This is a genomic window from Arcobacter rhizosphaerae, assembly GCF_049472155.1.
In the GTDB taxonomy this organism is placed as follows: domain Bacteria; phylum Campylobacterota; class Campylobacteria; order Campylobacterales; family Arcobacteraceae; genus Arcobacter_B.
This window is the reverse complement of the sequence record NZ_JBMOVW010000002.1, coordinates 286,436-307,388: the sequence shown is the minus strand read 5'-3', so window position 1 is coordinate 307,388 and position 20,953 is coordinate 286,436. Positions and strand designations below refer to the sequence as shown.

At 26.9% G+C, this 20,953-nt stretch carries 16 protein-coding genes; 12 read left to right on the top strand and 4 right to left on the bottom strand.

Features of this window, described 5'->3' with window-relative positions; genetic code table 11:
• The first annotated feature begins 2 nt into the window (after window positions 1-2).
• From lptE to ACH5BH_RS04540, 6 genes are read left to right on the top strand one after another with little or no spacing between them, the layout of a single operon-like run.
• The gene (gene lptE / locus ACH5BH_RS04565) at window positions 3-539 is read left to right on the top strand and encodes an LPS assembly lipoprotein LptE (protein ID WP_404307458.1); all 537 of its coding nucleotides are present in this window, start codon (window positions 3-5) and stop codon (window positions 537-539) included.
• A 5-nt stretch (window positions 540-544) separates the two neighbouring features.
• The gene (locus ACH5BH_RS04560; RefSeq protein ID WP_423297602.1) at window positions 545-1,714 is read left to right on the top strand and encodes a bifunctional folylpolyglutamate synthase/dihydrofolate synthase; all 1,170 of its coding nucleotides are present in this window, start codon (window positions 545-547) and stop codon (window positions 1,712-1,714) included.
• Window positions 1,704-2,606, top strand: a complete 903-nt coding sequence (locus ACH5BH_RS04555; RefSeq protein ID WP_423297601.1) for a M23 family metallopeptidase — start codon at window positions 1,704-1,706, stop codon at window positions 2,604-2,606. Before ACH5BH_RS04560 ends, ACH5BH_RS04555 begins: the two co-directional genes overlap by 11 nt.
• A complete protein-coding gene (locus ACH5BH_RS04550) occupies window positions 2,552-2,989 on the top strand; it encodes a bactofilin family protein (RefSeq protein WP_423297600.1) in 438 nt (145 codons plus the stop codon). The genes ACH5BH_RS04555 and ACH5BH_RS04550 overlap by 55 nt, the downstream gene beginning before the upstream one ends.
• Window positions 2,976-5,090: a TOTE conflict system archaeo-eukaryotic primase domain-containing protein gene (locus ACH5BH_RS04545; protein WP_423297599.1), complete on the top strand. Its 2,115-nt coding sequence runs from the start codon at window positions 2,976-2,978 to the stop codon at window positions 5,088-5,090. The genes ACH5BH_RS04550 and ACH5BH_RS04545 overlap by 14 nt, the downstream gene beginning before the upstream one ends.
• A gap of 12 nt (window positions 5,091-5,102) precedes the next feature.
• Window positions 5,103-6,716, top strand: a complete 1,614-nt coding sequence (locus ACH5BH_RS04540) for a cation:proton antiporter (protein ID WP_404307448.1) — start codon at window positions 5,103-5,105, stop codon at window positions 6,714-6,716.
• A gap of 17 nt (window positions 6,717-6,733) precedes the next feature.
• On the opposite strand, the gene olsF is transcribed toward ACH5BH_RS04540, so the two are convergent.
• Window positions 6,734-8,446, bottom strand: a complete 1,713-nt coding sequence (gene olsF, locus ACH5BH_RS04535; RefSeq protein WP_423297598.1) for a bifunctional ornithine lipid synthase OlsF — start codon at window positions 8,444-8,446, stop codon at window positions 6,734-6,736.
• A gap of 141 nt (window positions 8,447-8,587) precedes the next feature.
• Between olsF and ACH5BH_RS04530 the strand changes: the two genes are divergently transcribed.
• The 6 genes from ACH5BH_RS04530 (at window position 8,588) to ACH5BH_RS04505 (ending at window position 16,565) form a co-directional block, all read left to right on the top strand.
• A complete protein-coding gene (locus tag ACH5BH_RS04530) occupies window positions 8,588-10,336 on the top strand; it encodes an Aq_1262 family (lipo)protein (protein WP_423297597.1) in 1,749 nt (582 codons plus the stop codon).
• The gene (locus ACH5BH_RS04525; RefSeq protein ID WP_423297596.1) at window positions 10,336-11,064 is read left to right on the top strand and encodes a nickel/cobalt transporter; all 729 of its coding nucleotides are present in this window, start codon (window positions 10,336-10,338) and stop codon (window positions 11,062-11,064) included. Before ACH5BH_RS04530 ends, ACH5BH_RS04525 begins: the two co-directional genes overlap by 1 nt.
• Complete coding sequence (locus tag ACH5BH_RS04520; RefSeq protein ID WP_423297595.1) at window positions 11,061-11,549, top strand: DUF1007 family protein; 489 nt, start codon at window positions 11,061-11,063, stop codon at window positions 11,547-11,549. The genes ACH5BH_RS04525 and ACH5BH_RS04520 overlap by 4 nt, the downstream gene beginning before the upstream one ends.
• Window positions 11,542-11,856 carry a hypothetical protein gene (locus tag ACH5BH_RS04515; RefSeq protein ID WP_423297594.1) on the top strand — a complete coding sequence of 105 codons (315 nt, stop codon included), beginning with the start codon at window positions 11,542-11,544 and terminating at the stop codon, window positions 11,854-11,856. The genes ACH5BH_RS04520 and ACH5BH_RS04515 overlap by 8 nt, the downstream gene beginning before the upstream one ends.
• A 187-nt stretch (window positions 11,857-12,043) precedes the next feature.
• Window positions 12,044-15,793, top strand: a complete 3,750-nt coding sequence (locus ACH5BH_RS04510) for a choice-of-anchor I family protein (protein ID WP_423297593.1) — start codon at window positions 12,044-12,046, stop codon at window positions 15,791-15,793.
• Between the two features lie 67 nt (window positions 15,794-15,860).
• A complete protein-coding gene (locus ACH5BH_RS04505) occupies window positions 15,861-16,565 on the top strand; it encodes a DUF445 domain-containing protein (protein ID WP_423297592.1) in 705 nt (234 codons plus the stop codon).
• A 22-nt stretch (window positions 16,566-16,587) separates the two neighbouring features.
• Here ACH5BH_RS04505 and ACH5BH_RS04500 read toward each other — a convergent pair whose 3' ends face one another.
• From ACH5BH_RS04500 to ACH5BH_RS04490, 3 genes are read right to left on the bottom strand one after another with little or no spacing between them, the layout of a single operon-like run.
• Window positions 16,588-17,727, bottom strand: a complete 1,140-nt coding sequence (locus tag ACH5BH_RS04500) for a response regulator (RefSeq protein ID WP_423297591.1) — start codon at window positions 17,725-17,727, stop codon at window positions 16,588-16,590.
• Window positions 17,714-19,594, bottom strand: a complete 1,881-nt coding sequence (locus tag ACH5BH_RS04495) for a sensor histidine kinase (protein WP_423297590.1) — start codon at window positions 19,592-19,594, stop codon at window positions 17,714-17,716. Before ACH5BH_RS04495 ends, ACH5BH_RS04500 begins: the two co-directional genes overlap by 14 nt.
• A gap of 12 nt (window positions 19,595-19,606) precedes the next feature.
• Window positions 19,607-20,866 (bottom strand): ABC transporter substrate-binding protein, encoded by a 1,260-nt coding sequence (locus tag ACH5BH_RS04490; RefSeq protein WP_423297589.1) that lies wholly within the window; start codon window positions 20,864-20,866, stop codon window positions 19,607-19,609.
• Window positions 20,867-20,953 lie beyond the last annotated feature (87 nt).

The window sequence follows — 20,953 nt, the reverse complement described above, 5'->3', positions numbered from 1 at the left end:
TAATGAAAAGTATGAATAATCTAAGGAAAGTACTATTTGTACTTTTCACTTTATTATCTACATCTTTTATTTTAAATGGATGTGGATACAAACCCTCAACATATTATGCTAAAAAAGAGATTGGTCAAAAGGTTTTTGTAAAGTTATTTGTAGATTTAAAAGACCCTAGAAATGCTGTAATTATAAAAGATTCTCTAAATCAAGTATTACTTCAAAAATTAAATACAAATTTAGTTTATGATGAAGCTTTAGCTGATACTATTATGAAAATTAAAATTGGTTCAGTTAATATGCAAGAGTTACAGTATGATAAAGAGGGATATAATAAACTTTATAGAGCCCTTGTTACGCTTAATATACAGTATAACAAAGTAAATGAAGAAGTGAAAAATATATCTTTAGAGGGGGAACATAACTTCTCTATTGACGATGGTACAACAATTACAGATACTAAAAGATTTGAAGCTATTAAAAGTGCTGCAAATGATGCTTTAGATGAATTTTTATCAAAGTTAGCAGTTTTATCTTTTGATAAGTAGTTTTTATGACTACTGATTTAAAGCAAGCTAACTTAGAAGAGTTTTTAAAGTATAAAACTCTTTATTATGACAAGATAGACTTTAGTACGGTAAAAAATTCTTGGGAAATACTAAGCCAAAAAATAAAACTTCCTTTTGTAATACATATTGTAGGAACAAATGGAAAAGGAAGTACTGGAAGGTTTTTATCTCATTATTTATATAAAAAAAATTATAAAACATTACACTATAGCTCACCTCATATATTGAAATTCAATGAAAGAATATGGATAGATGGAAGTGATGTAAGTGATGAAAAGCTAACTGAAGCTCATAACTTTTTACAAAATATATATGATGTAGATTTACTTTCAAAACTTACATATTTTGAATACACAACACTTCTAGCTATTTACTTATCAAAAGATATGGATTATTTAGTTTTAGAAGCTGGACTTGGTGGTGAGTTTGATGCTACAAATGTAGTACCAAATGATTTGTCTTTAATTACTACTATTGATTTAGACCATCAAAGTTTTTTAGGAAATAGTGTTGAGAAAATAGCTATTACAAAAATGCGTTCAGTTGATACTAAAATGCTTGTTGGCTATCAAATTCATGATGAAGTAAAACAAAGTGCTTTTGAAGTTCAAAAGCAAATTAAAGATGAAAGAAATAAAAATATAAATATAGAATTTGTAAAAGATTTTGATAAATATAATCTAAATGAAAAATTTGCATCGTACTTAAAAAGAAATTTACATTTAGTTATAAAGTGTTTAGAGGAACTTAAAATAGATATTGATATTTCTTTATTTGATGACGTAAAACTTTTTGGTAGATGTCAAAAAATAGCATCTAATATAACTATTGATGTAGGACATAATCCTCTTGCAGCAAGAGTTTTAAAAGAAGAGTTTAAAAATAAAAAAATTACTTTGATATATAATTCTTATGCCGATAAAGATTATGAAGAAGTTTTAAAAATCTTAAAACCAATAATAAAAGAAATATCTATAATTGATATTGATGATAAAAGAATGGCTGAAAAAAATAATTTATTGAAAATTATAAAAGATTTAAATATAATAAATCTTCAAACTATTGAAATAAAAGATGATAAAGAGTATTTAGTTTTTGGGTCTTTTCTTGTAGTAGAGAAATTTCTATCAATGATTGGTTTTAATGAAAAATAGATTAATAATTACTGTTTCGGATATAAAAGGTACTAAGTCATATAATTTACATCAGTTTATAAAAAAAATACTTTTATTTGTTATTATAGCAATTCTTCTTATATTAACTGGAAGTTTTGCTTTTATATCTTATTTAAGTAATGAAGTTGATGAAGTTAGAAAAGATAAAGAGAATCAGCTAAAAGTATTGGCACAAAAAGAAGAAAAACTTGTAGCACAAAATAAGTTTTATTCTATTCAAATAAAAAGTAAAATAAATGATATCGAAGAGTTAAGTTCAAAGCTTGATGAAATTCATACAATTATTGGTGTTGATAAAGACGCTACAACAGAAGAAATTACAAAAAAAACTCTTGAAGCTATGAATATCAATAAAAAAAGATATACCTTAAGGGTTATTCCAAATGGAAAACCTTTAGATAAAATTACAACTTCCTCAGGTTTTGGTTATAGAATTCATCCAATAACTAAAAAAAGGCAGTTTCATAGAGGTTTAGATATACCAGCAAATAAAAAAACACCAGTTAGAGCTACTGCTGATGGTGTTATAGAATATGTACAATCAAGAAATATAGGCTCTTATGGTAGAGTTATTAGAATAAGTCATAACTTTGGATTTAAAACTGTATTTGCTCATTTAAATAAAACTATGGTAAATGTAGGTCAAGTTGTAAAAAAAGGTGAAATTATTGGTCTTACTGGTAATTCAGGTAGAAGTTCAGGTCCTCATTTACATTATGAAGTAAGATATGCAAATAAAGTTTTAAATCCTAAAAAGTTTATAAAATGGAATTTAAATAATTATAATTACATCTTTAAAAGTGAAAGGAGAGTGCAATGGGAGTCTTTAATAAGTCTAATAAAGGATCAACATCAAATGGAGCAACAGTAGTTGCTGCAGGCACTTGTATAATTGGTGGTATTAGTACAAAAGGTACAGTTCATATTGATGGAAAATTTGAAGGTGTTATTTTAGAAGCTGATGTTATATCAATTGGAACAGAAGGTGAGGTTATTGGAGATATTAAAGCTAATAACTTAGTAGTAAATGGTCTTTTTGATGGTAAGATTGATTGTAATGAAGTTCAAATTTTAGAAGAGGGTAGAGTTATAGGTGAAATGCGATATAACGAACTTATAATTGACCCTAAGGGAAAGTTTGAAGGAAGAGGAATTAGAAAAAATTCAGAGCTTAAAAGTAGATATAATGAGATTGAACAAAAAATCAATAATATTGTAGTTGGTCCATCAGCAATTGCTCATGAAAAATCTTAAAATAAAACTAGAAGCACTTTATTCTCAAAAGAAGCAAATAGAAGAAGAGATTAAGGCTTTAGAAGAACAAATTAAAGAAGAGCTAAAACAGAAAAAAAACTTTACAAAAGATGAAAAAATAGAAATTTTTAAATCTTTATTTGTAGCTAGAAGTGATATTTATGCGAAAAAATGGATAAGTAAAGATGGAAATAAACAAGGTTTTTATCCTGTAACTCAAACTTTCAAAGGGGAAGATTTTCTTCCTTTAACAAATCATGATATAGAAACACACTTAAGAGGCTTATCTCACTTAGCTACTTATTGTATAGACTCAAACAACAACTCTAAATTTATAGCTTTTGAAATACTTGATGAAGATAAATTTAAATTACAAATAGCATTAAACTCTTTAAATATTAGAGCTTATTATGAATTGAATTCCTATAATAGTTTAATAGCATGGATATTTTTTCAAGAGCCAGTTAGTTCAAAAATAGTATATAACTTTGGTAAATTTATAATGAAAAAAGCAAATATTTCTGCTAAGCTTTATCCAAATAAAGAGTTTGCTACAAAAGCCAGCTTAGGACATAGTCTTGAACTTCCTTTGCATTTAAATTATAGAAAAAAGAATAAAACTGTTTTTATAGATGCAAATACAAATAAAATATATGAAGACCAATGGATGGTTTTAAATAGTGCATTAAAAGTAGACAAACAAACTATTTATAAGTTTTCTCAAGTTAGTACTTCTGCTAATGAAGAAAAAGATTTTGGAAATATTGAGTTTCCACTTGATATGATTGAAATGGTTTTATTTGATTTTATTTATATTCCAACTGCTAAGCTATCAAAATCTTTAATAAATAAACTAAAATCTTTTGCATCTTTTGAAAATCCTCAAATAAAAGTATTATTAAGTTTGAGAAAACCTTTGTATAATACTCCTCGAATGATTCAAGGTTTTGAAGAAGATGATACTCATCTTATGTTACCAAGAGGTCTTAAATCAAAAATTATTGATTTCTTTAATGAAAATGCAGTTAAATATACATTTGATGATAAAAGACACTATGAGCAAATACAAACAAAAAAAGTAAAATTTACTTTAAGACCTGAGCAAGATGAGGCAATAAAACAGATTTTGAAGACAGATTTTTCTATTTGTGTTGCTCCTCCTGGTTTTGGAAAGACTTTATTGGGTGCTAAAATGTTTGAAAAAAGAGCAGTTAGTACGATAATAGTTGTAAATAAGAATATGCTTTTAAATCAATGGATTGAAAGATTTGTAGATTATTTTGAATATAATAAAAAAGATATAGGCTATTTAGGAAAAGGTAAAAACAAACTAAATGGCATAATTGATGTGGCAACTATGCAAAGCTTGAAAAATTCTCCTGAGGTAATAAATAACTATTCTTTTGTAATTGTTGATGAATGTCATCATATTCCAGCAGTTACTTTCGAACAAATAATAAAAAACTTCAAAGGAAAATATCTTTTAGGCTTAAGTGCAACACCAAATAGAAAAGATGGTTTGCAGCCAATTTTATTTCAGCAATTAGGTGATGTAGCTTATGAATATAAGAAAAAAAGAACCCATAATAACAAACTAAAGATAGTAAGAACTAATTTTGTAAGTCAAGGTGATAATTATGCTACTATAATTAATGAACTTTGCCTTGATGGTGAGAGAAATAACTTAATAATTCAGCAAATAAAAGATAATATAACTAGAAAGATTTTAGTTCTAACAGATAGAATTGAGCATATTAATATTTTAGAAAATATGTTAAATAATGAAAATATTGAATATGTTAGCATCCATGGAAGTATGAATAAAAAAGAACAAGTTGAAAATATGAAAAAAGTTAGTAAGTCTTCTTTGATTTTAGCTACAACCTCATATTTTGGTGAAGGAATTGATTTTCCACATTTAAATACAATTTTATTTGCAACACCAATCTCATATTATGGAAGACTTGTACAATATTTAGGAAGAATTGGAAGAGGAAATCAAGAGTGTTTAGCCATTGATTTTTTAGATTCTAAAAATGCTATGTTAAACTCTGCTTATAAAAAAAGACTTGAAGGTTATAAGCAGATGCACTATAAATAAAGGAGAATATAAATGTTAGGGATTATTGTCTCAACAATTGCAATTGCATTAATAATAAATCTTATTTTAAAAAGATTTCATTTACCTACAATTATCGGATATATTTTTACAGGGACAATTATAGCTTATGCCTTTGAACTTCATGATGCTGTAAATAATCATACTTTAAAAGAAATAGCTGAATTTGGGGTTGTTTTTTTAATGTTTACTATTGGATTAGAGTTTTCAATAGAGCATTTAAAAAAGATGAAAAAAGAGGTTTTTGTTACAGGTAGTTTACAAATAAGTGTAACTGCTGTATTTGTATTTTTAGTTTGTTATTTTGTAATAGGTCTTTCAACTGAAACTTCTGTAATTATTGGAGCTGCTTTAGCTTTATCTTCTACAGCTATTGTACTTAAAACTTTTAATGAAACGAAAGAAATAAATAGGCCTCATGGTAGACGTGTTTTAGGTATCTTAATTATGCAAGATATTGCAGTAATTCCTATTCTTCTTATGATATCTTTTTTTACAATGGGTGATGATAAAAGTGTAGGGTATATGATATTTGAAACTTTAATTGCAGCGTTTATTTTATTAACACTTCTTTATGTTTCAGGAAAATATTTACTTGAACCTTTTTTAACACTTGTTTCAAAAACAAAAACAGATGAACTTTTTGTAGGTTCAGTTCTTTTACTAGCAATTGGTTCTTCTTATATGGCTCATTATTTTGGTTTTACTTATTCTCTTGGAGCATTTGTAGCAGGTATGATGATAAGTGAAACAAAATTTAAACACCAAGTTGAAGCTGACTTAATACCTTTTAGAAATATTTTACTTGGGGTATTTTTTATTACAGTTGGTATGCAAATAAACTTTACTGTAATTGCTGAATATATTTGGATTATTTTACTTTTACTTCCAGTTTTAATGGGATTAAAATATATTATTATCTACACAATTGTAAGATTTGAAGATAATAAAAGAGTTGCTTTTAAAACAGCTTTATCTTTGATTCAAATAGGGGAGTTTTCACTAGCAATTTTAGAATTAGCTAGAAGTCAGGATTTAGTTGATCCTACTTATTCTCAAATATTAATAGTAACTATTGTAATTTCAATGGTTTTAACACCATTAATTTTAAAGAATTTATCAAAAGCAGCAGCAAAACTTATAAAAGAAGATGTGATGATGATAAATTCAGCACATCATGTTGATGAAGATAAGCAAAACCACGTTGTAGTACTTGGATATGGAAGATTTGGTCAATCAATTGTAAAAGAATTAAAAATGTTAGGACAAGATTATGTTGTAATTGAACATAATATGAAGTTTTATAAAATGGGTGAGCAAAGTGGTGAACCAATTGTATTTGGAAATGCTGCCCATAAACATATATTAAATTCTGTAAATATTAAAAAAGCTTCAGCTGTTATTGTTGCTGTTAATAATCCAGAAGCCTTACAGCTTATATGTCATGCTGTAGATGAGTTAACTCATAATGCAAAAACTATTATAACTGTTACAAGTGAACAAGATAAAAAAGTACTTGAAGGCTTACACTTAGAACATATTATTGTAGAAACTGATCAAATAGCTAAATCAGTTGTTGATGAAGTTATGTATTGTAGATTGGATTAATTTTATATAGATAAGGACTAATCCTTATCTATATATCTTTTTCTAGCACTCTCTTTTATTTTTGCTACTTCGACTATAATAAACCCATCGATACAATCAGCAAACTCTTGATCTATATTAAAATCACAAAATTTTACACCATCATCTTGTGCAATATCTGAGTATTGTTTATAAAGTGTAGGTACTGCACAATTCATATTTGAAAGAGTTGATTTTAGAAACTTAAAATCGCTTTTTTTATCATTTAAATCAAATAGTTCTTTAACTTCATTTATATTTGTAGAGTATTGATATGGAAGTTTTGCTGTTACTGGTGTATTTTTACATTTGAAGTAATGTGAATAATAATAAACCATCATATCTCTGGCTACTTTTGGTAAAGAAGCACTCATTGATACAGGACCAAACATATATTTTATTTGTGGATTCTTTTTAAGATAAGCTCCAATTCCATACCATAGATAGTCTAAAGCTCTTGTACCCCAATATTTAGGTTGAACAAAACTTCTTCCAAGTTCAATTGAATTTTGTAAATATGGTATCATATCCTCATTGTAATTAAATAGTTTATTTGAATAGAAACCTTTTACTCCAATGTTTTTATAAATAAAATCAGAATTTCCAATTCTATAAGAACCAACTATTTCTAAATCGTTTTTATCCCATAAAATAATATGTTGGTAATATATGTCAAATTTGTCTGTATCTCTTTTTTTATTTATACCTTCACCAACTTTTCTAAAAGATATTTCCCTAAGTCTTCCTAACTCTTTTAATACAACAGAGTCTTCTGTATAATCATAAAGATAGATTTCTTTTCCATCTTTTGTTTCACCTATTAATTGTGAGTTTTTAAGCTCACTTAAAATATCAGCTCTTCTTTGGGGATGGGCAATTGCAGATTGAGTTTGGAAAAAAGATTTTTTCCCCTTTTTTAGAGCATATAGGTGTTTTCTATATAAATTTACTAAAAACTTTTTATTTATACCTTTTGGTATGATATTTTCATTCGGAATAATCTCCCCAATTTTTATATTGATTCTTTTTGATTTCTTTTTGAACATTTCATTTGATAAAAGTAGAGTTGAAAAAGTTTTATTTAAAACTGAAACAGTATAAAAAGTCTTAGAGTTTTTAGCATTTAAATAAATAGGTAATATTGGAGCATTGGTATTTTGTGCAAAGTTTAAAAAACCTTTACTCCATATTGGATCTTTTATACCCTTTGAAGTTGCACGGCTGACTTCTCCTGCTGGAAAAATAATAATAGCTTCTTCATTATTTAAAGCTTCATATATTTTTTTTATATCATTTTTTGATTGTCTAAGTTTGTAATTATCAATTGGAATTAAAAGTGAATTTAAAGCATCAAATCCTGCTAAAAAATCATTGGCAACAATTTTTACATCTTTTCTTACTTGAGATATTAGTCTTAATAAACAAAGTGCATCTAATCCACCTAATGGATGGTTAGCAATTATTACCACTTTTCCTGAACTAGGGATATTTTGTAAATCATTACTTGACACAGTGTAGTCAAAATCAAAATAGTCTAAAACTGCATCAACAAATTCAAAACCTTTTAGATGGTCATTTTTTGATAAGAACTGATTTATTGAGTCTTCATGAACTATTTTTCTAGCTATTTTAAATAAAGATTTTTTTAAAAAGTTCTGCTTTTTATTTATATTTGGAAACTTTTTTTCTATCTCTTTTTGTACATCTATCATTTATATTCTCCTTAATGTAATTGTAGTTTGCTTTGATTACAAAAAGGTAACAGTAACCTTTTTTAGTGACCATAAGAAAAATTGTTACTAAATTGTAATTTTAAACTTTTATAATTTACAAATTTTCGATTAGGACAAATGATGAATAAAAAATATACTCTTTTTATAGCTTTATTTTTAATGGGAAATATTGCATATTCAAAAGATTTAAAAACTAAAAATTTATATAATAAAAGTGCATATATTTCGAGTCAATGTTATACAAAAACTGTAAATGATTTAAATGAAAATATTTTACATAACCCATGTTTTAGCTGTCATACAAAAAACAAAGAGCCAAATTTTACTTTGGCAGACGAGGATTTACAAGAGGCTTATGATTTTCCTCAAGAGGCATTAAAAAATCCTTGGTTAAATCTTTTTAAAGATAGAACAAAACAGATAGAAACTATTTTAGATGATGAGATTTTAGCTTATGTAAAAGAAGATAATTATAAAAATGAAGATGGAAAAATCATTCTAGGAAATAAATTAAAAAATCTATCTAATAATTGGGATTTTAATGAAAATGGTAAATGGGATGGTTATATTCCTGATGTAGCTTTTAATTTTGATGAAGAAGGTTTTGATAAAAATATAAATGGAGGTTATACAGGTTGGAGAGCTTTTGCTTATTATCCTTTTTTAGGTACTTTTTGGCCTACAAATGGAAGCTTTGATGATGTTCTTATTAGACTTCCTAAAAGTTTTTATATAAATGAAAAAGGTTTATTTGATAAGGAACTTTATTTAGTTAATCTAGCAATAGTTGAGTCTTTGATAAAACAAAAAACAGTAAAAATTAAAACAGTAGATGAAAGAAAATATGGTTTTGATTTAAATCGAAATAAAAAACTAGATTTTACAAATGAAGTAGTTTTTCATTGGAAAACTCCAAAGTTTGATATTAAAACAAATAGATTAAAAGGTTTTTCTATGTCATATTTGGGAGAAGCAAAAAAACTTTTAGAAGAGGGGAAACTTAAAATAGCACCTGGTTTATATCCTGTTGGAACAGAGTTTGCTCACACAGTTAGGTATCTTGATATAAAAAATGATGAAGTAAAAATGGCTTCTAGAATGAAAGAGTTTAGATATGCAAAAAAACATCATTGGAATAACTATACTCAACTTTTAAATGCAGGTTATGCAGAAATAAAAGAGAAACATGATTTTCCTGATAGGCTTGATAGATATTTAGGAAATATGGAAATAGGGCTTAGTAATAAAAGAGGTTGGCTTTACCAAGGTTTTATAGAAGATAAAAAAGGTGATTTGCGACCTCAAACTTATGAAGAAACACTTTATTGTATGGGCTGTCATAGTAATATTGGTGTTACTGCTGATTCAACTTTTGTATTTCAAAGAAAATTTGAAGATGAAGATATGTCTTATGGTTGGTATCACTGGAGTAAAAAAGATTTAAAAGGTGTAAAAGATAGAGTTTTAGAAGATGGTCAAACAGAGTATGTAAGATATTTGAAACTTAATAATGCAGGGGATGAGTTTAGAGCAAATGATGAGATTATGGAAAAGTTTTTTGTTCAAAATTGGCAAGAAGATAAAAAGAATATTGAAAAAGATTTAATCTTAAAACTTGAAGAACCAAAGCTTATTTTAAAGCAAGAATGGAAATTAAAAAAAGATGAGATTGAAAAGCTAAAAAAAGACATTTCTCATCTAATAATTCCAAGCAAAAAAAGAGCACTACAGTTAAATAAAGGATATAAGATTATTGTTGATGAACAAAGTTATATATATGGAAGAGATACAAATATTAAGCCAGCTACTAATGTTCATAAAGCTATAAAAAAAGGTCAAATGACACATTTACAAAAGGTTGAAAGATAATGGAGTATTATGGAAATTTTTTAAGTTATATAGTTTCAAAACAGCAAGAGTTAAACTTACTTATATCAGATTATTTTGATAGATTAGAAAGTGGAGAGAGTATGGTTTTTTTCTCTATCTTATTTGTATCTTTTGTTTATGGTTTAGTTCATGCCCTAGGTCCTGGTCATGGGAAAATGGTAATAGCAAGTTACTTTTTAGCAAAAGAAGCAAAAATAAAAGAGGCTTTTAAAGCAGGTTTTTTAACATCAGTTATTCATACTATATCAGCACTTTTAATAACAGGTGTTTTATATTTCTTTTTTCAAAGAGCAGTAACAAAATATTTCCAAGAAATAAACGCAAATATGTATAAAGTATCAGCTGTGTTTATTATTTTAATTGCTTTATATTTACTTTATGAGGCACTAAAAGATAGAAATGAAGAAGAAAAGCTACAAAGATTAAAAAGTAAGAATCTTCTAGCTGTTAGTTTATCTATAGGAATTGTTCCTTGTCCTGGTGTTATGACAATTGTTCTTTTTTCTATGATTTTAGGATATATAAATTTGGGAGTATTAAGTGCTGTAACGATGAGTATTGGTATGGGAATTACTATATCTTTAGCAGCAATATTAGCAACACAAATTAAAAATGAAAGATTTAGAAATTATAGAAGTTATATGAATATTTTAACTTATGGAGCAATTGTTTTATTAATAGTTTTAGGAGTGGCTTTATTAGTATGAAAAAGATTTTATTAACAACAGCATTTTTCGCATATATTAGTTTATATGCCCACCCACATTTTTTTATAGATTCAAATATTTCATTTGAAGATGGGAAAATAAAAAATGAGTGGTTATTTGATAGATTGAATTCAAGGGTTTTATTATTTGATTTTGACAGAAATTCAAATAAAAAGTTTGATGAAGATGAAAAAAAAGAGTTTATAAAAACTCATTTTAAAAGTTTGGAAGTTAATAACTATAATATATTTCTTGCTAGTGATGAAGAGTATAAAATAAAACCTTCAAATATAGACGTAAAGTTTGAGTCAAAAAGAGTATCTTTGAGTTTTGATATAGATGTTAAGTTAAGTGAAGAGTTTACTATGTGTACAATGGATGAGAAAATTTATATGGCATATAAACTAAATGAAATAAATTCACATAATAAATTAGATGTTCAAAAAAGTGAATATGATTTTTGTTTAGGGGCTTCAAATGAATAGGGTTTTAATAATTTTAGCTTTTTATGTTAGTTTTAGTATTGCTCATCCAGTAAGTTACACAATAGATTTAGATGTATTTTACGATAAAAATACTCAAAAAGTAAAAGTTATTTGTAAAAGTAACAGTAAGAACAAATGTGGCTTATATAGTTATCATTTAGTTAATGAAAATGATGAAAATATAGTAACAAAGAGGTACCCTTTTTTAAAGAAATCATCTTTAGTAAAAGTCGATGAAAAGCCAACTAAAATGATTTTCTTTTTAAGAAAAGTGCCTGAACATAGTTATATCAAAATATTTGAATGAAAATATAATATAGGTATTAAAAACTCAATAATAAAATTATATTATCTTAATATGAATAATTTTTTGCAGTTTAAATAGTGGTTATTAACCATTATTTAATTGTAACTTTTTTGTAATCTTTGTTCATTAAAATTTTCGCACAAAGCAAAAGCTTAAGTACAAAATATAAATAACAAAAGGGAAATCTATGAAAAAGAATTATATGGGAATAAGTTTAGTCGCTTCTGCAATTTTAGCTTCAATTATTTTTGTTGGATGTGGGAGTTCATCTTCATCAACTACTTCAACTTCAAATACTGGAACATTAAATTTAAATCCAAATTTAGCAAATATTGATTATACATGTGGAAAAACAAGTGGAACAACTAACTCTAGCGGAGAGTATAAATATAACGAGGGCGAAACATGTACATTTATGATTGGAGGAAAAGAGTTAAAAGCAACTCCTAGTTCAAAACTCACTATTGCTGCGATTGCAGAGCAAAATGAGGGAGTTTCAAGTGAAGCTTTATCTGCTTATATTATTGCGAAAATGAGTAAAAAAACAGGAAAAGATTATGATGTAAATAATCTTCCAGATACTTTTGACCTACCAGACGATATTGAAGGGAGTTCATCAAATACTTTAGACTTTTCTTCTATTGATAAATTATCAGAAAAACTTGATGATGCAGATATAAAAGAGAAAATCAAAAAGATTAAAATTGATGTTAGTAAAAAGTTTGCAAATAAAGTTGATGTAAAATTTAAAGAGATTGAAACACCTACAACTGATGCTACAAAAACAACTAGACAAGCATCTTCAGAAGTTGTGATTAATGGAAAGACTCAAAATATTTCATATAAAACTATTATGGCTACAGGTGATAGTAATAATGGTGAGGTATTTGGTTTATCAAAAGATTATATGGATGAAGCAATTACTTTTAGTGGTGGAACTGTAGATGATGGTTCACCATATATTTGTAATGGTACAAACAGTGGAGTTGGTTCAGGGCTTGATTATAGTTCATTTTTAAATAAAGATGGAAAACTTTATATGGTATCACAGTTTGAATGTCAAATTGGTTCTATGTATATGCTTGAGTTAGAGCAAAATAAAGAGACTGGTGAGTTAAGTGCAAAAGATAAAAGTATGAAGTTTATCTCTCAAAAAGATGAATTTGGTGGTTTTGTTCACTGTGCAGGACAAAAGACACCATGGGAATCTCACTTAGGTTCAGAAGAGTATGAGCCAGATGCAAGAGAAGTTGAGCAAGAAGCAGATTCAGTTACTGGATTAACTGATGATAAGTATTATAATGAGGTTGCAAAATTCTGGAAAGGTGATGCAAAAAAAATGTCACCATACTACTATGGTTGGACTCCTGAGGTAAAAATCACTGATGAGGGTGAAGCTGATTATACAAAACACTATGCAATGGGAAGAATGTCTCATGAGTTAGCTTATGTTATGCCTGATAATAAAACAGTATATTTATCAGATGATGGAACAAATGTTGGATTATTTATGTTTGTTGCTGACAAAGCAAAAGATTTAAGTGCTGGTACATTATATGCAGCTAAATGGAATCAAACTTCACAAGCAGGAGTTGGAGCAGGTGAAGCTGATATTACATGGGTTAACTTAGGACATGCAACAAATAGTGAAATTAGAGCTTATTTAGATAAAGATTCAAATATTGCTACAAATGATGCTATTAAATTTTCTGATATATTTGATGTAGTTGCAGGAGATAAAGATGCAGGTACTTGTCCTACAGACTATAAAGCTGTAAATACTAGTGCTGGTTTTGAGTGTTTAAATCTTAAAGAAGGTATGCAAAAAGCTGCTTCAAGATTAGAGTCAAGAAGATATGCTGCTTATATGGGTGCTACAACAGAGTTTAGAAAAGAAGAGGGTATTACTTTTGATAAAAATTCTGGAAAACTTTATGTTGCTATGAGTTCAGTTGAAAGAGGAATGGAAGATAACAGTAGTAATGACCTTGGTGGAAATAATGATATTAAGGTTGAAAAAAATAAATGTGGAGCTATTTATTCACTTGATGTAAATACTGAAACAGCAAAAGATACTATTGATAATACAATCGATTCTGAATATGTAGTAAAAAATATGAATGCTATTTTAACAGGAACTCAAACTACTTATGATAGTGGTTCTATTTATGCAAATAATACTTGTGATGTAAATGGTATTTCTAATCCTGATAATGTTACATTTTTAGAAAACTCTGATATTTTAATGATTGGTGAAGATACAGGAAAACATGAAAATAATGTAGTTTGGGCATATAATGTTAAAACTAAAGAGTTAACAAGAACATTTACAACTCCACTTGATGCTGAAACAACTTCACCATTTTGGTATAACAACTTAGCAAATGGATATGGGTATTTATCAGTTGTAACACAACACCCAATGGAAGATCAAGTAAGTGCTACACTTGCTCAAAAACAATCTACAATTGGTTATGTAGGACCATTTAAAAATTTAGATGAGTTAAAAGAGACACCAAAGTTAAACTCTTTTGAAAAGTTAGCTGTATTAAAAACTTCAATAGAAGGTGGAAGTGAGATTGTAGCTTTTGATAGTACGACAAATAGAATGTTTACTACAAATGGTGCAAACAATGCTTTAGATATTAATACTGTTTCTTATGATGAAGATAAAAAAACAATGAGCTTAACATCATTTAAATCAGTTGATTTATCAACTTATGGTGCAGGTGTAAACTCTGTTGCAGTTACAAATGGAAAAGTTGCTGTTGCCGTTGAAAAAGTAGATTCACAAGATACATCAAAACAAGTAAAAGGTTTTGTTGTAGTGTTTGATACAGCAGGAGAGCATATTGAAACTATTGAAGTTGGATATTTACCTGATATGGTTACATTTAACGAAGATGGCTCAAAAATAATTGTAGCAAATGAGGGTGAGCCAAATAGTGATTACTCTTATGACCCAAAAGGTTCAGTTGGAATTATTGATGTTGCTAATGATTATGCATATACAGATTTAACTTTTGATGGTATTGAAATTCCAAGTGATGTAGTATTAAAAGATGGTGTTGATGCTTCTTTAGATTTAGAGCCTGAGTATATTACTGTTTCAGCAAATAAAGCTTATGTAACACTTCAAGAAAATAATGCTTTAGCTATTGTTGATATTGCTTCTAAAAAGATTGATTCAGTTGTTGCTTTAGGATTTAAAGATCATTCTAAAAAAGAAAATGCCATAGATATTGAAGAAGAAGGTATTACAATGCTTAAAACTTACAAAGGTTTATATGGTATGTATCAACCAGATTCAATTGCTTCTTACAAAATAGGTTCAAAAACATATTTAGTAACTGCAAATGAAGGTGATGGAAGAGAATATGGTAAATATTCAAATGAGACAAAAATAAGTAAATTATCATTAGATTTATCTATTGCATTTGCTTATGAAAATGAAAATGACTTAAAAGTTAATAACGAATTAGGTAAAAATAGTTCAGGAAATTATGAAAAACTATATACTTTTGGTGCTAGATCATTCTCTATTTGGGATGAAAAGGGTACTTTAGTATTTGATAGTAAAAATGAGTTATCAAAATTAACTGCTAAGTTTATGCCTAGTTTATTTAATCAAGATGATGGAGAAAAAGATGGAAGAAGTGGAAATAAAGGTGTTGAACCAGAAGCTTTAACTGTTGGAGAAGTAAATGATAGAACTTATGCTTTTATTGGTTTAGAAAGACAAAATGCAATTGTAATTTATGATATTACAGATGCACAAAATGCAAAGTTTGTTAAATTTATCAAATCAAATAAAAATGAAAATATTTCACCTGAAGGTATGAAATTTGTAGAGCCTAAAAACAGTCCTACTGGAAGTGCTTTACTTATGGTTGCTTATGAGGTGAGTGGTTCAACTGCTATTTATGAAATTAAATAAAACTCCTTAAAAACTTTTCTTACAAAACTTATGTTAAAATCCCCTTTTAATTAGGGGGATTTTACAAATGAATAAATCTGATATTACAAATTTAGCAGCATTATTACTTATGGCTTATGGCTACTCAAATGGCTATGATACTATTTTTACAGTAGGTCTTTTTGCATTAAGTGGTTCGCTTACAAATACATTAGCAATTTATATGCTTTTTGAGAAAGTACCATATCTTTATGGTTCAGGTGTAATTGAAAATAAATTCTCACAATTTAAAAAATCAATTCATGATTTATTAATGAATCAATTTTTTACAAAAGAACATCTAAAAAGATTTTTTGAAGATGAGGTAAGTAGTGCAAAAAATACTGTTGATTTTGAAAAAATCTTAAATAAAACTGATTTTACACCTGCTTATGATTCACTAAAAAGTGCTGTAATGGAGTCGTCTTTTGGAGGGATGTTAGGGATGTTTGGTGGAGAGCAAGCTTTAGAGCCATTAAAAGAGCCTTTTACTAAAAAGCTTAGAAGTTCAATAGTTGATATTTCAAAAAGTGATTCTTTTCAAGCTGTTTTAAATGAAGCACTAAAATCAGATGATTTAAGTGATGATATTTACAATAAATTAAGTTCAATTGTAAATAAAAGATTAGATGAATTAACACCTAAAATGGTAAAAGAAATGATTCAAAAAATCATAAGAGAACATCTTGGGTGGTTAGTTGTTTGGGGTGCTGTTTTTGGTGGACTAATTGGTTTACTTTCTACTTTTTTATAAAAGTACTATTTTATACCACTTGTTAATCATGATTAGCAAGTGGTAGTGTTATAGTAAACTTTGCACCTTTGTATGTTATACCTTCAAAGTCAAATACTTCATTTTCTACTTTTATATTACCTTTAAGTTTTTTAGTAATAATAGTTTTAGTAATATATAAACCTAATCCTGTACCTTCATCTTTTGATTTTGTAGTAAAATAAGGATCAAATACATTTTCTATTATATTTTCAGGAATACCACCTGCATTATCTTTAATAATTAATTCAATATTGTTATGATTATCTTCTTTTGCTGTAACTATAAAAACAAGTTTTTTTTGTAGTTTTTCGGCTGCTTTTAGAGCATCTTTTGCATTATTTAAAATATTAATTATTGCTTGTGTTAATTGGCTTGGATCTCCATAAGAGTTGATTTTATCATCTACTTCTTTCATTGTTTCAATAGTATTTGCTTCAAAAGAACTATGAACTAAATCTATACATTTATCTAAAAATCTTTTTACATTATAGTTATTATTATGCTCATTTGGTTTAAAAAAATCTGTAAAATCATTAATTGTATTATTTAAATACTCTGTTTGAGTCATTATATTTTCAGAACGTGCAAGAACACTTTCTTTATTTATTTGGTCAAGGTCATGTTCTATTATTAGACTACTTGCACAAGTAGAAATTATTGATAAAGGTTGTTTCCATTGGTGTGCAATATTACCAATCATTTCTCCCATTGAAGCTAGTTTTGAAGTTTGTAATAACATTTGTTCTTTTTCAAACAATTCTTCTTTTAACTTTATATTTTTTATAACACTTTCGATTTTATTTTCTAATAGAGTTAAATCAATAGGTTTTATGATGTATCCATCAACTTGTAGTTCAATTGCTTCTTGAAAAAAATCTATATCACTAAAAGCAGTTGTAAATATAATATGTTGTTCTTTATTTATCTCTTTTATTTTCTTAGACATTTCAATTCCATCCATAATTGGCATTTTAATGTCAGTTATAATAATGTCAGGCTTGTATTGTATAAACTGTTTTAATCCTTGTTTCCCATCATCTGCAAGATATAGGTTTTCACAGTAAAACTCTAATACTTCTGCTAATTCTTCTTGTACATTTTTTTCATCTTCTACATATAATATAGAGTTAACTTTTTGCATTTTTAACTTCCTCTTTATTAAATTCAATCATAATTACTGCACCATCATTTTTATTTGATGCAGATATTTTTCCATTCATGTTATCTTCTATAATCATCTTACACATATATAAACCAATTCCAGTTCCTTCACCTTGTTCTTTTGTAGTAAAGTAAGGTTCAAAAACTCTTTCTATAATATCTTCTGAAAAACCTCCTGCATTATCTTGGAAAAGAATTTTATTTTTATCAATGATAATTTTAATTGCAGGTTCTTTGACTTGCTTTGATATAAATGAATCCTTTGAATTACTAAGAAGATTTACAATTACTTGTTGAAATTCTCTTTTAAATCCATTTATTACTAACTCTTGTCCTAAAATTTCTACTTTAATATTATAGTTTTTAAGTTGAGATGTTTGAATTTCTATAATATCTTCAATGGCTTTTTTTACTTTGAATTGTATTTTTTCTTTATCAATTCTAAAAAAGTTTCTAAAATCATCGATAGTTTTACTCATAAAATCTATCGTTTTTTTATTTTTATAAATAAACTCTTGAATATATTCATCATCTATTTTACCTTTTGCATAAGTATATTTAATTTTTTGAATACGTATACTTAATTCATTTAAAGGTTGTCTCCATTGATGTGCTATTGCACCTATCATTTCACCCATTGAAGCTAGTTTGGCTTGGTGTAATAAAACTTTTTCTTGTTCTCTTCTTATATTTATTTCATTTTCTACTTTTATTTCAAGATTATTTTTGTAATCTTGAGTTTGTTTTAAAAGTTCTTTAGTCTCTTTATTTCTTTGTTTATACATATCAGCTGATTGGATTAATTTACCTATATTATCATCATGAGTATAAGAAGGAATTGATACATCATCTTCCCCTTTAGAAAGTTTTTGAAACATTATTGTAAGCTCTTCTAAAGGCTTTTGTAACATACGAATAATAAGAATAAAGCTTAATATAACTAATAATATATAAATTATACTTCCATAAAAATTAAATTTCTTATTCAATTCTGAATAGTATTTAATCATTTCTTGAACAGAATCAATTTTTGTAAGGGTTAATGTTTTTAATTTTTCTGCATAAAAATAAATCTCATAAACATCTCCTGGCATTACTACTTTTGTAAGCATTGAATATGTTCTATAATGTTCAATTGTTTGATTTACATTTTTTTTGAATTCTTTAATTGTATTAGATATTTGATTAATTATCTTTTTATCAATTTTGATTGATTTTTCTAACATCTTAAAATTATTTTCTATAATACTAAAAGTATTTTTTATAAATTTTATATGTACTCTATTATCTGTTTCCAAATATCTTATAACAGCACGTTCTATTTCTAAAGAAGTTTTTCTTATTAAAATCACTTTTATTAATGAGTCTTTTTTCTCCGTAAATTTATAGATTTGTTCAAGTTCATTTTCTAGTTTTTTACTGTTATGTCTTAAGTCTTCTCTTAAAGTGAAATTTAAAGGTATTTGTTTTTTAGCTATCTCATAATTTTTCTTATACTGCTTTATATTATCTAAGAGCTTTTTATAGATATAAGAGAAATTATTGTTTTTAGAAATATTTGGTATAGAATGATTTGAAACTTTATTAAAATATTTTTCTATTGGCTCAATTAAACCTTTATCTGAGGACATTGTGTATTCTATTATTAACCTTTGTAAATGTTCAACATCTGATAATAAAATCAAAGTTGATTGTAGTGAAGAATTAGTATTTTTCAAGTTTTCTAAATTTTCAAATATATGTTTATTATTTAAATTTGAAATATAAGTTATTAAGATAAAAAATATTATTAATATAAAGGTAATTATATAGATTTTGTATTGAAATTTTATATTTTTAAATATCATATTTTATCCTGTTTAGTATGCTCTTCTAACAAGTTTATTCCACTTGTATAAAGTGTAATCAAAGTTAGGCATTACTGTATTCCAAACGGCAATATTATTAAATCTATTTATGTAGGATCCTCCACTTCTTTGCATACCTTTTTTCACTGATATTTTTCCATTAGTTCCATATAAATGAGTTTTTGCTTTTTCACCTTTGTACCAATAGTTCCATTCTTCTTGACTCATTAATGGTTTTGATCGTTGAGGGTTTGAAATATAATATCCTTGTCTTGCTATAAAAGCACCAGGCCACCCAGATAACCACCAATTCATGTAAGAATAAGCAGCTTCTTGTTTTTCTCCTTTTGATTCAGAAGATAAACACATAACTCCATACCAAGCTCTAAATCCTTCTTTAGGTGCTGCATAAATACATGGAATACCCATTTCATTTAAAGCACTAACTCCTGGAGAGAACATGCTTTGTATATTCACTTCGTTATTTTTCATAAGTTCAATAGAGTGAGGTACAGAATTCCAAAAACCTCTAAAATGATTTTCTTTTTTGTATTTAAATAATACATCAAATAAAGCGTCAATTTCTTTAATAGTAAGATTTCCTATATCTTTATAATCAACTAAGCCTTGGGCTTTTGTAGCTAGTATTAAGTCAAATAATCCAATAGATGGTTCATTTACAATAGCTACTTTTCCATTATACTTTTTATCAAGTAACCATCCCCAACTCTCACTTTCGTAAGGAGTACCTTGTTTAATTATATTTGAGTTATATCCAAATGAATCTACATTATGTACATAGGGCATAAAAGAGATTTGTTCACTAGGAGTTGAACCTAAAGTTTTATCATTTTGAATATATAAAATCTTATTTGGAGAATCACCTGGTGCAATAGTAGAAGAAGAAGTAATTTTACCTGTTTTAGCTAAACTATTTATTTCATTCCAATAAGTTAACTTTTTTGTATCTATAGCTTGAATACTTCCTGAATTCCAAAGTAGTCTTGTACTATTTGACCACTGTTCATATAAATCAAATGAACTTGGATCCGCAATTGCTTTTGTTAGAACCTCAGCACTTCCTCCTGGAAAAAACTCAATATTAATTTTTAATTCTTTTTGCGCTCTTAATCTTATTTGTTCTTGTAACGTAACATGAGTACCTAATACTTTTATTGTGGGATATTTGTTTTTTGCACTTAAAATTGCAGGAAAACCTAATATTGCTGTAGTAGCAGTTGCACTTTTTTTTATAAAATCCCTACGTTTCATTATTTATTACTCCTTAAAATTATATTATAACTAAAATAGTAGGTACAGTATAGATAGAAGATTATTTTTTAATAAATTCTTTAAAAT

Coding starts and splice junctions, on each gene's coding strand:
- ACH5BH_RS04495 (WP_423297590.1), bottom strand. CDS start 19,594: ATGATATTTAAAAATATAAAATTTCAATACAAAATCTATATAATTACC.
- ACH5BH_RS04505 (WP_423297592.1), top strand. CDS start 15,861: ATGAATAAATCTGATATTACAAATTTAGCAGCATTATTACTTATGGCT.
- ACH5BH_RS04545 (WP_423297599.1), top strand. CDS start 2,976: ATGAAAAATCTTAAAATAAAACTAGAAGCACTTTATTCTCAAAAGAAG.
- ACH5BH_RS04490 (WP_423297589.1), bottom strand. CDS start 20,866: ATGAAACGTAGGGATTTTATAAAAAAAAGTGCAACTGCTACTACAGCA.
- ACH5BH_RS04530 (WP_423297597.1), top strand. CDS start 8,588: ATGAATAAAAAATATACTCTTTTTATAGCTTTATTTTTAATGGGAAAT.
- lptE (WP_404307458.1), top strand. CDS start 3: ATGAAAAGTATGAATAATCTAAGGAAAGTACTATTTGTACTTTTCACT.
- ACH5BH_RS04560 (WP_423297602.1), top strand. CDS start 545: ATGACTACTGATTTAAAGCAAGCTAACTTAGAAGAGTTTTTAAAGTAT.
- ACH5BH_RS04515 (WP_423297594.1), top strand. CDS start 11,542: ATGAATAGGGTTTTAATAATTTTAGCTTTTTATGTTAGTTTTAGTATT.
- ACH5BH_RS04550 (WP_423297600.1), top strand. CDS start 2,552: ATGGGAGTCTTTAATAAGTCTAATAAAGGATCAACATCAAATGGAGCA.
- ACH5BH_RS04500 (WP_423297591.1), bottom strand. CDS start 17,727: ATGCAAAAAGTTAACTCTATATTATATGTAGAAGATGAAAAAAATGTA.
- ACH5BH_RS04555 (WP_423297601.1), top strand. CDS start 1,704: ATGAAAAATAGATTAATAATTACTGTTTCGGATATAAAAGGTACTAAG.
- ACH5BH_RS04525 (WP_423297596.1), top strand. CDS start 10,336: ATGGAGTATTATGGAAATTTTTTAAGTTATATAGTTTCAAAACAGCAA.
- ACH5BH_RS04540 (WP_404307448.1), top strand. CDS start 5,103: ATGTTAGGGATTATTGTCTCAACAATTGCAATTGCATTAATAATAAAT.
- ACH5BH_RS04510 (WP_423297593.1), top strand. CDS start 12,044: ATGAAAAAGAATTATATGGGAATAAGTTTAGTCGCTTCTGCAATTTTA.
- olsF (WP_423297598.1), bottom strand. CDS start 8,446: ATGATAGATGTACAAAAAGAGATAGAAAAAAAGTTTCCAAATATAAAT.
- ACH5BH_RS04520 (WP_423297595.1), top strand. CDS start 11,061: ATGAAAAAGATTTTATTAACAACAGCATTTTTCGCATATATTAGTTTA.